The sequence below is a fragment of the Mesorhizobium sp. P3_A10 genome, assembly GCF_056403175.1.
On the sequence record NZ_JBFUFZ010000006.1, the window covers coordinates 220,822 to 232,722 of the forward strand.

Below are 11,901 nucleotides of genomic sequence, written 5' to 3' on the forward strand. Positions count from 1 at the left end.
AAAACGCGTTGCGCAGGTCTTGCTGTTGTCATGGACCTTTGACACAAGAAACGCGCCTCTGGCGAGAGGCGGTGTGCCAACCAGGATCTTCCCCCGATGAATGTGGCCCAGAACATTGTCGCCGGTCTTGACCGGATCCTCACCATGGAATTGGTGCGGGTCACCGAGCGCGCCGCGGTCGCGGCCGCCAGATTGCGCGGACGCGGCGACGAGAAAGCCGCCGACCAGGCCGCTGTCGATGCCATGCGCCAGGAGCTCAACCGGCTCGCCATCAAGGGCACGGTGGTGATCGGCGAGGGCGAGCGCGACGAGGCGCCGATGCTCTATATCGGCGAAGAGGTCGGCAGCGGCATCGGTCCGGCGGTCGATATTGCGCTCGACCCGCTCGAAGGCACGACGATCTGCGCCAAGAACCTGCCCAATGCGCTGGCCGTCATCGCCATTGCCGAAAAGGGCAGCCTGCTGTTTGCGCCCGACGTCTATATGGACAAGATCGCCATCGGTCCGGGCTACGCGGATGGCGTCATCGACATCGACGCGTCGCCGGCCGAGAACATCGCCAATCTGGCCAAGGCCAAGGGTGTCGCGGTGTCGGAGATCACCGCCTGCATTCTCGACCGGCCGCGCCATGGCAGGCTGATCGAAGCGGTCCGAGCCACGGGCGCGGCGATCCGGCTGATCGGCGATGGCGATGTCGCCGGCGTCATCCACACCACCGACCCGGAAGAGACCGGCATCGACATCTATCTCGGCATTGGCGGAGCGCCGGAAGGCGTGCTGGCGGCAGCCGCCTTGCGCTGCACCGGCGGCCAGATGCAGGGCCGGCTGATCCTCGACACGCCGGAAAAGCTGGCGCGCGCAGCCAGGATGGGCATCTCCGATCCGAAGCAGGTCTACCGGGCGCAAGACATGGCGCGCGGCGACGTGCTGTTTGCCGCAACCGGCGTCACCGACGGCAATCTGCTCAACGGCGTCAGGTTCGGTCGCGATACCATCACCACCCACACCATCGTGCTGCGCTCGTCATCGCGCACCGTGCGCGAGATCAAGGCGCGCCACCAGGATCTGGATAAGTTCTAGCCGCTCCCCAGCAAGCTGTTGGTTCTTGCGTAGCAGCAGTGCAGTTGCTAGCCCTATGGCTGCATCCGGCCGCAAGGACATGAAGATGAAATCGTTCGACTGGCACGCGGCTGCGATTTCGCGCACGACCGCCATCACAAAATCCTATCGCAACACCCAGAACGTGCGGCGCTTTTTCATCAAGGAGTGCGGCCGTGCGTTCAAATTCGATCGACCTTTCATGGCCTGGCTCAAGGACGGTGCGGAAAAGACGATGGGTGACGCAGCCGACGAATGGCTGCGGCGCGACGCTGAAATGCGGAAAGCGTAGTTTTTCTTGAAATTTTCTGACAAGGCGCATCACAGCGAACCGCTTGGCTTTGCCGGCCTTAGGATATTGCTTGTGCATGTCGTCGTCCCCAAAACCGCTGCACACTTTTGGGCGGCATGCACTATCCTGCGGCCACACACGGGCTGGCAGATCGCATGACCGGCGAAAAACGCCTCTTCCTCAATGTCAGGCAGTCGGCGACAGGTGTTTCCTGGGAACACCGGTTGACCGAACGGCAGGACATGGCAGCACTGGCCATTGCGCAAGGCTATGGGGTGCCCGACATCGTCGCGCGCGTGCTTGCCGGGCGCGGTGTGACCGCCGCCGAGACGGAGCGCTTCCTCGATCCAACGATCCGCGATCTGTTGCCTAACCCGGCCTCGCTGACCGATATGGACAAGGCCGCCGCCCGCATCGCCCAGGCAATCGTGGCCAGGGAAAAGGTGGCGATCTTCGGTGACTACGATGTCGACGGCGCGGCCTCGTCGGCGCTGTTGAAGCGGTTCCTCAGCCATTTCTCGGTGCCGTCGGAAATCTACATTCCGGACCGCATTTTCGAAGGCTACGGTCCCAATCCGGAAGCCATGCGCGAGCTTGTCTCGCGCGGCGCAACGCTGATCGTCACTGTCGACTGCGGCACCAACAGCGCCGTTTCTATCGACGCGGCGAAAGTGGCCGGCGCCGATGTCGTGGTGCTCGACCATCACCAGGTCGGCGGCCCGCTGCCGGAGGCAGTCGCCATCGTCAATCCCAATCGCCAGGACGACCTTTCAGGCCAGGGCCATCTTTGCGCCGCCGGCGTCGTCTTCCTCACTCTGGTGCAGACGGCCAAGATCCTGCGCAGCCGCTTGCCGGATGCAGCGCCGCCGGATCTGCTTTCGCTGCTCGACCTGGCGGCGCTGGCGACGGTGTGCGACGTGGTGCCGCTGACCGGGGTCAACCGCGCCTTCGTGGTCAAGGGGCTGCAAATGGCGCGCCAGCAAAAGAACGAAGGGTTGGCGGCGCTCGCACGGGTATCGCGCATCGGCGAGCCGATCAGCACGTTTCATCTCGCCTATCTGATCGGGCCGCGCATCAATGCCGGCGGCCGCATCGGCGACGCCGCACTCGGCAGCCGGCTGCTGGCCACCGACGATCCGGTCGAGGCCCGCACCATTGCCGAGACGCTCGACCGGCTCAATCAGGAGCGGCAGCAGATGGAGCTGGAGATGCTGGCGCAGGCGCGCGCCGAGGCTGATGCCGAGCTTGCCGGCGGCAACGGTCCGGCCATCGTCGTCACCGCCAGCAACAGCTGGCATCCGGGTATTGTCGGCCTGCTCGCCTCGCGGCTCAAGGATCATGCCCGCCGGCCGGCCTTCGCCATCGCCTTCAACCCCAATGGCATCGGCACCGGTTCTGGGCGCTCGGTGTCCGGCTTCGACCTTGGCCGGCTGGTGCGCGAGGCGGCCGATGCCGGGCTGATCGTCAAGGGCGGCGGCCATGCCATGGCGGCCGGCATCACCGTCGAGCGGGCAAAGCTCGGCGACCTCAGGGCGTTTTTCGAGGAGCGAGCGGCGGCCGATGTGTTCCGGCTACAGGGTGAGGAAAGCCTGGCGATCGATGGCGCGCTCGCCGCCGAGGGCGCCACGCTCAGCCTGCTCGATGCGCTGGAAAAGGCAGGCCCGTTCGGCGCCGGCCATGTCGCGCCGGTGTTCGCGTTGCCGCGCCACCGGCTGGCCGATGCGCGGCCAGTCGGCACCAACCACATCCGCGTCGAGCTTCAATCGGAAAGCGGCGGCCGCATCCAGGCGATCGCCTTTCGCGCCGTCGATACGGCCCTTGGCGAATTCCTGTTCAAGAACCGGGGCAAGACGGTGCATGTCGCCGGATCGCTGTCAGGCAATTACTGGAATGGCAACCGCACGGTGCAGTTCCGCATCACCGATGCGGCAACCGCCTGAGAGCCGTTCGGCGATGGGTCAGGCCAGAACCGTCTGCAGCCGGGTCAGTTCGCCGATCTGCGCCATCGTCGCTTGATAGCCGATGCTGATCGCTTCTTCGGCGCGGTGGAATTCGGTCAGGCCGATATGGCTGAGCTTCGGCTGCAGCGACATGTCGGGCGGATCGCCGGCCAGCCTGGCGCGCGAAATGCGATCCTGGATGATGTTGAAGGCTTCGACCATGACCCCGGTGATGCCGAGCCGCGCTTCACGCGACTGACGCTCGGCGTCGGCCTGGCCGGGCCTTGGCGCATCTCTTTCGACGACCAGCTCGCCGGCGCTGTGCTTGATCACAGCGGCGCGGCCGAACAGATCATAGTGAAGGTTGACGGCGACGACGAGCGGCTGTTCGTGGGCGCGGCAGACCGAGACCGGCACCGGATTGACCAGCGCGCCGTCGACCAGCACGCGACCGTTGCAGGTCACCGGCTCGAACACGCCGGGCAGCGCATAGGAAGCGCGCATGGCAGTGATCAGCGAGCCGTTGGACAGCCAGATCTCATGGCCGGTGCGGATTTCGGAAGCAACGCAGACGAACGGTTTCGACAGGTCTTCGAAGCGAATGCCGGCCACATGTTCGCGCAGCCGCGCGTCGAGCTTCATGCCGCCGAACAGGCCGTTGCCGCGCAAATTGAGATCGAGAAGGCCAAAGATGCGGCGCTTGGTCAGGCTTCTGGCGAAATCTTCAAGCTCGTCGAGCTTGCCGGCGAGATAGCAGCCGCCGACCAGCGCGCCGATCGAGGTGCCGGCGATCATCGACACTTCGATGCCGGCTTCGTCGAGCGCGCGCAGCACGCCGATATGGGCCCATCCGCGAGCACAGCCGCCGCCCAAAGCCAGTGAAATCCCGGTTTTCCTAGCAGGTTTTGCCTCGGACGCGCCGCCTGACGAAGAGAGGCCGTTGGCTTCCCGAACGTCTGGTCTGTTGCGCAATGACGCCCACTCGAGCATCACAATCTCCGTTGTCCCAGGTCCTTTGTAGCGGAAGGACGTTTTAGATTAGTGAACATGGGTGATCTCAGACTGTCGAATGGTTCACAAAGGCTTCAGATACGTCTTTTCCGCATCGAACAGCGGTTTGCTGCCGTCGTCGGCAAGCGTCCCCTTGCCGTCGATCAGGCCCACCGTCCGATAAAAACATGAACGACGGCCGGTGTGACAGGTTGCGTCGTGGCCCAACACTTTGACGCGCAGCCACAGGGCGTCCTGGTCGCAATCGGTGCGCATCTCGGCGACGCTCTGGAAATTGCCCGAGGTTTCGCCCTTCTTCCACAGCGCGTTGCGCGAGCGCGACCAGTAATGGGCAATGCCTGTTTCCAACGTCAGCGCCAGCGCTTCTGCATTCATGTGGGCCACCATCAGCAGCATGCCGTCCTCGGCATCGGTGACGACCACGGTGACGAGACCGGCCCCATCGAAGCGCGGCGAAAAGACTACGCCTTCCTCCAGCGCTTTCTTGTCTGCCGGAGCTTCGGGAAATTGCAGTGCCGACATCACCGGTCCTTGCTCGATCCAAAGATATTCAGGGGAGGCCGGGCCCGCAAAATGGCTGCATCCTGCGCTTCCGGTGCTCACGTACTCAAATACGCTCAGCGCCGGACCACGGATACCACCATTTTCGACTAAGCCTACGCCTTTGGCAGGTGTCGGCAGACGGTCAGCCGCGCACCATGGTGACGAAGCGGACCTGCTCCTCGGGGGTGTCCTTGAAGACGCCGGTGAAGGTCGAGGTCAGCGTGGTTGAACCTTGCTTGCGGATGCCGCGCATGGCCATGCACATATGCTCGGCCTCGATCATGACGGCAACGCCGCGCGGGTTGAGCACGTCCTGGATGACGCCGGCGATCTGCGCCGTCATCGCTTCCTGGGTCTGCAGGCGATGGGCGAAGATGTCGACGACGCGGGCGATCTTGGACAGGCCGACCACCTTGCCGTCGGGGAGATAGCCGACATGCGCCTTGCCGATGATCGGCACCATGTGGTGTTCGCAGTGCGAGTGGAACTTGATGTCCTTGACGATGACCAGATCGTCATAGCCGGCGACTTCCTCGAAGGTGCGGCCGAGCTCGTCGGCGGGGCACATGTCGTAGCCGTTGAACATTTCGAGGAATGCCTTGGTGACGCGCTTCGGCGTGTCGATCAGGCCCTCGCGCTCCGGATTGTCGCCGGTCCAGCGCAGCAGCACGCGCACGGCGGCCTCGACCTCGGCCTCGCTCGGCCGGTGGGTGACCGGCTTCTCCAGATAGTCGGAGGGAGGCATGATCTTCTTGATGACGGCGTCCATAAAGGCGTCTCCCGTAGTCCCCCTCTCTGGAGGGACGAGTTGAACGGACCACGACCTTCGGGTGTCAGAAACCCGCCCGGTTTCCAGCCCGCAAAGCGGCGTGAACAAATTAGGGCAAAGACAAGAGCTTGTGGTTGTCTTGTCGATGCCCGACTGCCAGCATTATATATGGTCGTGCCGAGCGAATGAAAGACGTATCAGCGGCAATCGCTGTTCGTTGGGCGGCGACGGATTGGAAAATTATGATCGACGACGTCTACAATGCGAAAATTCTGGGTTTTGCCGGAAACATCGCGCGCATCGGCCGGCTCGATCATCCGGACGCGACGGCTAAGGCGCATTCCAAATTGTGCGGCTCGACCGTGACCGTCGATCTGAAGATGGATGACGGCGTCGTCACCGATTTCGCGCATGATGTGAAGGCCTGCGCGCTTGGCCAGGCGTCCTCCTCGATCATGGCGCAGCATGTCGTCGGCGCCAGTGCCGACGAATTGCGCGCGGTGCGTGAGACGATGTTCAAGATGCTGAAGGAGAATGGCGCGCCGCCGGAAGGCCGCTTCGCCGACCTGAAGTTTCTGGAGCCGGTGCGCGACTACAAGGCGCGCCACGCCTCGACCATGCTGACCTTCGACGCCGTCGTCGACGCCATCGGCCAGATCGAGAAGAAGCGCGCCGAAGAAGCGGCGTGACATAGCGCCGGGCTTCGTGCAGGCCATGAGGGAGGAAGCGCTTGCATTGGTCGATCGCGGCTTTGGGTTTTGCAGTTTCGCTGGTGACGAGCGGCTATGCTGTCGGAGCAGAAAGCGCTTCGAAGCAGAAAGCTGCCGCCTATCTTTCTGACAAGTTGGCTGGCTGCTGGATTATTCCAGCCTACGACGAGTTTGTGATCACGCGCGTCCAAATCAGCTTGAACCGGGATGGCTCGCTCACCGGACCGCCAAAGATACTCAACCCCGCGACAGCCCCACAGGGCAAGAGGTTCAACGATAGTGCAGTTCGGGCAGTTACCCGTTGCGCGCCCTTCACTGGCCTTGCGGCTTATGTTGATAGCTACCAGGCCTGGCGCGAGACGACGGTCAATTTCGACGCCCGATTGATGTCACCCAGCGCGCCGCAGAAATAGAAACCGAAGGCTTAGGAATCACGCCGGCTTAGGTCTGCTGTTCCCGCGCCCGTCTGCTTTCAGCAAATTCGCTTCTCACCCAGTCGGCAAAGGCTTTGGCCGGTTCCGGCAGATCCTTCAAACTTCTGGCCACCAGCCAGTAGGCTCCAGATGCGACGTCGATGTCGAACGGCTTGACTAGAGTGCCGGAAGTAATCTCCTCGCCGATCTGCAGCATGTCGCCCAGCGCCACGCCGTGACCCAGCAAGGCTGCCTGCTTTGACAGCGACAGATCCGCCAGCATCGGGCCGCGCGCCGTTATAGCGTCTGCCGACACGCCAGCTGCCTCGAACCAGCGCGCCCAGCCCTGACGGTTTTCCTCGTGCAGTAGCGTGTAGCGAGCCAGATCGAGTGGCTTTTCGAGGGCAGGGCCCGATGCCAGCAAGGCCGGCGAGAGGACGGGTGAATCAACGGTCGAGGCAAGCCATTCGGCCTCGCTGCGCGGCCATGTGGTGTTGTGTGCGCTGAAGCGCAGGGCAAGTTCAGGCTGATCACTGCGGAACTCGATCGGCCTTGGGTCGACTTCCAGGGAAACGTCGATATCGGGCCGCAATTTGCGGAAGCGGTTGAGCCGTGGCACCAGCCATACCGAGGCAAGCGATGGCTCGACGCTGACGCGAACCACGGACTGCGTGGGGGCAGCCACCAGCTCGGAAAGCAGCCTGTCGATGTCGTCGAAACTTCTGACCAGCTGATCGAGCAGGCGTTGGCCCGCCTCGGTCAGCTCGACGCGGCGGTGATGGCGGTGGAACAAAGGCCGGCGCAGGAATTGCTCGAGCTCGCGGATCTGGCGACTGATTGCGGCCTGCGAGACAAACAGCTCCTCGGCCGCCCGGCTGAAGCTCAGGTGCCTGCCTGCCGCCTCGAAACTCCTGAGTGCCGTCAGTGGAAGACGCCCGCGCTTCATTCGCATAACCCAAAGTTATCCGAGGCGGAAATTATACTCGTTTGAAAGCGAAGGCCAGCGGCAGTCTAATCGGTCTCAAAGGAGACACGACCATGATCCAGTTCCTGACCATCTTTGGCGATGTCATGCGGATCGCGACGTTTCAGTGGTATGACGAGCAACGGCCCTATGTCGGACGCTGCCAGGAGAGGCCAGCCAGTCCGTCGCGCTGGACGCATTCGGCAGACCGGCATCCCTTTCGCCGTTCAGGACCCTGAGGCGGCCGACAAAGCGGTGCGTGGAAGGGGATTGCGTTCTGCGGCCGAAGCCCACATCTATCCCTCGGAGAAACGCGATGCGGAGACTGCGGTGCGCGACCAACATCGGCATGCGCATGAGACCAGGCCACTGCAGCGCGGCCGCAACTGGCCAGGCCCCTGGCGCAAGACGCCCGGCCGTATTCTCGGCACGTCGTTTGTCCGGTTTTACCAGCTGACGCTGTCTGGTTTTGTCGGCAATTCGTGCCGGCACCTGCCGACCTGCTCGGAATATGCGCATGAGGCGATTGCCCGCCATGGGCTGTGGGCTGGCGGCTGGATGGGGCTTTTCCGGGTGCTGCGCTGCGGGCCCTTCGGCACGCACGGCATCGACCGCGTCCCCGAGGCGCTGGCCGACCGCTTTGTCTGGTTCACGCCCTGGCGCTACTGGCAGATCGGAAAGAAGCGCGGCGAGGCGCAAGGCTGACTGTGCCGGTCCTCGCCAACCTGCCGATTTACGATCTGGTAGGGTTAACGCCAGCCTGCACAAAGACTGCGCATTTGAGACAAAATCGAGACAAGAGACCTCGCTAAGCCCTCCTGAACCCCTTCAGGAGCAATTGCCGCATGCGTCAGGTCGACCGTCTTCCCTTCATTTTTGCCGTGGTCCTGTTCCTGCTGGCGTGGCTGCTGGGTTTTCCGATGCGCGCCCAATCGGCCCCGCTCAGCGATGTCGAATGCACGCTGATCCTGGATGCTGCGAGTGCAAGACATACCCAAGGGTCTGAGGACGCGGGCGGGCGTTCCTGAAAGGATCTGCCGCAGTTGATAAAATGAGCCTGCTGTTTGTTTTGCGCAATTCCGGACGGAAAACCGCGACACACTTTTCCTGGAATTGCTTCAACCGCTTCGACGGGCGCGGATGATGTGGCCACCGGAATTGCTCGTTGCCTTCGGCGCGCCCGAAAAACGGGCGGCTATGTCGCTGCTCTCAAGATCTTCGATCTCATCGAAGCCGAGGTCTTTGAGAGATGTGGCGAGCTCGCCGGGGGCGAAGAAGCTGATCCATGGCTCGCCGACGGAAGCGACGCGCGCTGCATAAAAAGCCAATGCAGCCTGTCCCGCTGCATCGCGGTTCTGCTCCGGCTCGCTATAGTCGAACACGACTTCCGAACCGGAGGTACCAGCGATGTAGGCCAGCGTGTTGAAGATCGCCTCCTGCGTCAAATACGGTACCACCCCCAGCCAGATGAAAAAGCCTGGCTCGGCTGATTTGAAACCGGCCGTTGCCAGTTCCTCCGACAGACTCTGCCGCTCAAAATTGACCGGCACGAATGTGGCGCCAGGCGTCTCGGCAAGACCGGCATCGGCGATGCATTTGCGTTTCCAGGCTTGCGTGGCGGGGTGATCGACTTCGAACACTGTGAGGCCCGGGTGGGGGTTGCGCAGCGAAAACGTGTCGAGGCCGGCGCCAAGCACCACCGCCTGCCGGACGCCGCGGCGCACCGCTGCCGCCAGCCAATCCTCGGCGAGGCGGGCACGCGCGGCCACGAACAGGCGCATTCGCCGGCTGTGTTCGTCCTCCTGCGCCAGCTGTTGCTCGTCGGGAGTGCCTTCACCAAGAATCGCAATCGCGTATGGATCGCGAAACAAAGCTGCCTGCGGTGAAATCTGATGAATGGCCCTCAAGCGCGCGACGCGCAGGGCGGTTCGGCTGGGTGTTGCGTCTTCCATGTCGATGATTCCAAGTCATGACGGCGAGATTCGCAAGCCTTGACGACCGCCCTGCGACATACTGGCGACATTTCCTGACGGACTGGTCACTCAGCGCCCTTTACCTGACGTGGCACTGCCTCTAAAACCTCGCCCGCTGCCGGACGCATCCGGCCTTACCCCACGACCACCCGCGCTCGTTTGCGGGACTGGATAGGAGAACTCTGATGCTGAATTCCGTTTCCCTGACATTTCCCGATGGCTCCGTCCGCGACTACGACGCGGCGATGACCGGCGCTGGCCTGGCCGAATCGATCTCGAAGTCGCTGGCCAAGAAGGCGGTCGCATATGCGATCGACGGCACCGTCCGCGATCTTTCCGACCCGCTCGGCAAGTCCGGCAAGGTCGAGATCGTCACCCGCGACGACCCGCGTGCGCTGGAGCTGATCCGGCATGATGCGGCACACGTGCTGGCGGAAGCCGTGCAGGAGATATGGCCGGGAACGCAGGTGACCATCGGGCCGGTGATCGAGAACGGCTTCTACTACGACTTCGCTCGCAACGAGCCGTTCACGCCCGACGATTTTCCAGTGATCGAGGAGAAGATGCGCGAGATCATCGCGCGCAACAAGCCTTTCACCAAGCAGGTCTGGTCGCGCGAACAGGCGAAAAAAGTGTTTGCCGACAAGGGCGAGCGCTACAAGCTGGAACTGATCGACGCCATTCCCGAGGACCAGGATCTCAAGATCTATGCGCAGGGTGACTGGTTCGACCTCTGCCGCGGACCACACATGGCCTCGACCGGCCAGATCGGCAGCGCCTTCAAGCTGATGAAGGTCGCCGGCGCCTATTGGCGTGGCGACAGCAACAATCCGATGCTGACGCGCATCTATGGCACCGCCTGGGCCGACCAGGCGCAGCTCGACGCCTATCAGACCATGCTGGAGGAAGCCGAGAAGCGCGACCACCGCAAGCTCGGCCGCGAGATGGACCTGTTCCATTTCCAGGAAGAGGGCCCCGGCGTCGTCTTCTGGCACGCCAAGGGCTGGAAGATGTTCCAGAACCTGGTCAACTACATGCGCCGCCGTCTCGACGAGCAAGGCTATCAGGAGGTCAACGCGCCGCAGGTGCTCGACAAGAGCCTGTGGGAAACGTCCGGCCACTGGGGCTGGTATCGCGACGCCATGTTCAAGGTGACGGTCGCCGGCGACGATACCGATGACGACCGGGTGTTTGCGCTGAAGCCGATGAACTGTCCGGGCCACGTGCAGATATTCAAGCATGGGTTGAAATCCTACCGCGATCTGCCCGTAAAGCTTGCGGAATTCGGCAATGTGCATCGCTACGAGCCATCAGGCGCGCTGCATGGGCTGATGCGCGTGCGCGGCTTCACGCAGGACGATGCGCATATCTTCTGCACCGAGGAGCAACTGGCGGCCGAATGCCTGCGCATCAACGACCTGATCCTGTCGACCTATGCCGATTTCGGTTTCGACGAGATCAGCGTCAAGCTGTCGACGCGGCCGGACAAGCGCGTCGGCACCGACGAAGCGTGGGACCATGCCGAAGCGATCATGGGCAATGTTCTGGAGACGATCAGGAACCAGTCGGGCAATCGCATCAAGACCTCGATCAATCCGGGCGAGGGCGCCTTTTACGGGCCGAAGTTCGAATATGTGCTGAAAGACGCCATCGGCCGCGAGTGGCAATGTGGCACGACGCAGGTCGACTTCAACCTGCCGGAACGCTTTGGCGCCTTCTACATCGGCTCGGATTCGGAGAAGAAACAGCCGGTGATGGTGCACCGCGCCATCTGCGGCTCGATGGAGCGGTTTCTCGGCATCCTGATCGAGAACTACTCCGGCCATTTCCCGCTGTGGTTCGCGCCGCTGCAGGTGGTGGTGGCGACGATCACCTCCGACGCCGACGACTATGCGTTGAAGGTCGTCGCGCAATTGAAGGCGGCCGGGCTGCTGGCCGAAGCCGATCTGCGCAACGAGAAGATCAACTACAAGGTGCGTGAGCACTCATTGGCCAAGGTTCCGGTCATTCTCGTCTGCGGCAAGCGCGAAGCGGAAGAAGAGACGGTCAACATACGCCGCCTCGGATCGCGCGACCAGGAATCGCTGGGCCTAGGCCAAGCGGTGGCGATGCTTACCGAAGAGGCGCTGACGCCGGATCGCCGGCGCAAACGCGCGGCATAAGTCTTTGATTTTCGAGGATATGGCGG

13 protein-coding genes and 1 pseudogene are annotated in these 11,901 nt (G+C 62.8%); 9 read left to right on the forward strand and 5 right to left on the reverse strand.

All coding sequences use genetic code 11. The annotated features are described in order from the left end of the window. Positions 1 to 96 precede the first annotated feature (96 nt). From glpX to recJ, 3 genes are all read left to right on the forward strand, one after another. Positions 97 to 1,080, forward strand: coding sequence for a class II fructose-bisphosphatase (glpX, locus tag AC1DXU_RS22735; protein WP_477372598.1), 984 nt, complete (start codon positions 97 to 99; stop codon positions 1,078 to 1,080). An 85-nt stretch (positions 1,081 to 1,165) separates the two neighbouring features. After that, positions 1,166 to 1,390, forward strand: coding sequence for a DUF6434 domain-containing protein (locus AC1DXU_RS22740; protein ID WP_477372600.1), 225 nt, complete (start codon positions 1,166 to 1,168; stop codon positions 1,388 to 1,390). 155 nt (positions 1,391 to 1,545) lie between these two features. Beyond that, a complete protein-coding gene (gene recJ / locus AC1DXU_RS22745) occupies positions 1,546 to 3,330 on the forward strand; it encodes a single-stranded-DNA-specific exonuclease RecJ (RefSeq protein WP_477372602.1) in 1,785 nt (594 codons plus the stop codon). 18 nt (positions 3,331 to 3,348) lie between these two features. On the opposite strand, the gene AC1DXU_RS22750 is transcribed toward recJ, so the two are convergent. The 3 genes from AC1DXU_RS22750 to folE all read right to left on the reverse strand — a co-directional run bounded on the left by AC1DXU_RS22750 (position 3,349) and on the right by folE (position 5,653). Continuing rightward, on the reverse strand, positions 3,349 to 4,320 hold the full coding sequence (locus AC1DXU_RS22750; RefSeq protein ID WP_477314100.1) for a patatin family protein: 972 nt from the start codon (positions 4,318 to 4,320) through the stop codon (positions 3,349 to 3,351). A gap of 84 nt (positions 4,321 to 4,404) precedes the next feature. Then, positions 4,405 to 4,863 (reverse strand): phosphoribosyl-AMP cyclohydrolase, encoded by a 459-nt coding sequence (gene hisI, locus AC1DXU_RS22755; RefSeq protein ID WP_477372604.1) that lies wholly within the window; start codon positions 4,861 to 4,863, stop codon positions 4,405 to 4,407. A 163-nt stretch (positions 4,864 to 5,026) separates the two neighbouring features. Next, entirely contained in the window at positions 5,027 to 5,653 is a 627-nt protein-coding gene (gene folE / locus AC1DXU_RS22760; RefSeq protein ID WP_477314104.1) for a GTP cyclohydrolase I FolE, read from the reverse strand. Between the two features lie 242 nt (positions 5,654 to 5,895). On the opposite strand from folE, the gene AC1DXU_RS22765 reads away from it, so the two are divergent. Beyond that, the gene (locus AC1DXU_RS22765; protein ID WP_477372606.1) at positions 5,896 to 6,342 is read left to right on the forward strand and encodes an iron-sulfur cluster assembly scaffold protein; all 447 of its coding nucleotides are present in this window, start codon (positions 5,896 to 5,898) and stop codon (positions 6,340 to 6,342) included. A gap of 41 nt (positions 6,343 to 6,383) precedes the next feature. Continuing rightward, the gene (locus AC1DXU_RS22770) at positions 6,384 to 6,776 is read left to right on the forward strand and encodes a hypothetical protein (RefSeq protein ID WP_477372608.1); all 393 of its coding nucleotides are present in this window, start codon (positions 6,384 to 6,386) and stop codon (positions 6,774 to 6,776) included. 28 nt (positions 6,777 to 6,804) lie between these two features. Here the strand turns inward: AC1DXU_RS22770 and AC1DXU_RS22775 are convergent, their stop codons facing one another. Continuing rightward, positions 6,805 to 7,722 (reverse strand): LysR substrate-binding domain-containing protein, encoded by a 918-nt coding sequence (locus AC1DXU_RS22775; RefSeq protein ID WP_477372610.1) that lies wholly within the window; start codon positions 7,720 to 7,722, stop codon positions 6,805 to 6,807. A 92-nt stretch (positions 7,723 to 7,814) separates the two neighbouring features. On the opposite strand from AC1DXU_RS22775, the gene AC1DXU_RS22780 reads away from it, so the two are divergent. The 3 genes and pseudogenes from AC1DXU_RS22780 to AC1DXU_RS22790 all read left to right on the forward strand — a co-directional run. Next, positions 7,815 to 7,979, forward strand: a complete 165-nt coding sequence (locus tag AC1DXU_RS22780) for a hypothetical protein (RefSeq protein ID WP_477372612.1) — start codon at positions 7,815 to 7,817, stop codon at positions 7,977 to 7,979. Positions 7,980 to 8,070: 91 nt separating this feature from the next. Next, positions 8,071 to 8,445, forward strand: coding sequence for a membrane protein insertion efficiency factor YidD (gene yidD, locus AC1DXU_RS22785; protein ID WP_477372904.1), 375 nt, complete (start codon positions 8,071 to 8,073; stop codon positions 8,443 to 8,445). 140 nt (positions 8,446 to 8,585) lie between these two features. Next, positions 8,586 to 8,723: pseudogene (locus tag AC1DXU_RS22790) on the forward strand (class D beta-lactamase); the annotation flags it as partial. Positions 8,724 to 8,858: 135 nt separating this feature from the next. Here the strand turns inward: AC1DXU_RS22790 and AC1DXU_RS22795 are convergent. Then, entirely contained in the window at positions 8,859 to 9,692 is an 834-nt protein-coding gene (locus AC1DXU_RS22795) for an SAM-dependent methyltransferase (RefSeq protein WP_477372614.1), read from the reverse strand. Positions 9,693 to 9,898: 206 nt separating this feature from the next. Between AC1DXU_RS22795 and thrS the strand changes: the two genes are divergently transcribed. Next, on the forward strand, positions 9,899 to 11,875 hold the full coding sequence (gene thrS / locus AC1DXU_RS22800; RefSeq protein ID WP_477372616.1) for a threonine--tRNA ligase: 1,977 nt from the start codon (positions 9,899 to 9,901) through the stop codon (positions 11,873 to 11,875). Positions 11,876 to 11,901 lie beyond the last annotated feature (26 nt).

What these genes read in the sequence shown, in the direction of transcription:
- glpX (WP_477372598.1), top strand. Translation starts at nt 97, where the DNA reads ATGAATGTGGCCCAGAACATTGTCGCCGGTCTTGACCGGATCCTCACC.
- AC1DXU_RS22740 (WP_477372600.1), top strand. Translation starts at nt 1,166, where the DNA reads ATGAAATCGTTCGACTGGCACGCGGCTGCGATTTCGCGCACGACCGCC.
- recJ (WP_477372602.1), top strand. Translation starts at nt 1,546, where the DNA reads ATGACCGGCGAAAAACGCCTCTTCCTCAATGTCAGGCAGTCGGCGACA.
- AC1DXU_RS22750 (WP_477314100.1), bottom strand. Translation starts at nt 4,320, where the DNA reads ATGCTCGAGTGGGCGTCATTGCGCAACAGACCAGACGTTCGGGAAGCC.
- hisI (WP_477372604.1), bottom strand. Translation starts at nt 4,863, where the DNA reads ATGTCGGCACTGCAATTTCCCGAAGCTCCGGCAGACAAGAAAGCGCTG.
- folE (WP_477314104.1), bottom strand. Translation starts at nt 5,653, where the DNA reads ATGGACGCCGTCATCAAGAAGATCATGCCTCCCTCCGACTATCTGGAG.
- AC1DXU_RS22765 (WP_477372606.1), top strand. Translation starts at nt 5,896, where the DNA reads ATGATCGACGACGTCTACAATGCGAAAATTCTGGGTTTTGCCGGAAAC.
- AC1DXU_RS22775 (WP_477372610.1), bottom strand. Translation starts at nt 7,722, where the DNA reads ATGAAGCGCGGGCGTCTTCCACTGACGGCACTCAGGAGTTTCGAGGCG.
- AC1DXU_RS22780 (WP_477372612.1), top strand. Translation starts at nt 7,815, where the DNA reads ATGATCCAGTTCCTGACCATCTTTGGCGATGTCATGCGGATCGCGACG.
- AC1DXU_RS22795 (WP_477372614.1), bottom strand. Translation starts at nt 9,692, where the DNA reads ATGGAAGACGCAACACCCAGCCGAACCGCCCTGCGCGTCGCGCGCTTG.
- thrS (WP_477372616.1), top strand. Translation starts at nt 9,899, where the DNA reads ATGCTGAATTCCGTTTCCCTGACATTTCCCGATGGCTCCGTCCGCGAC.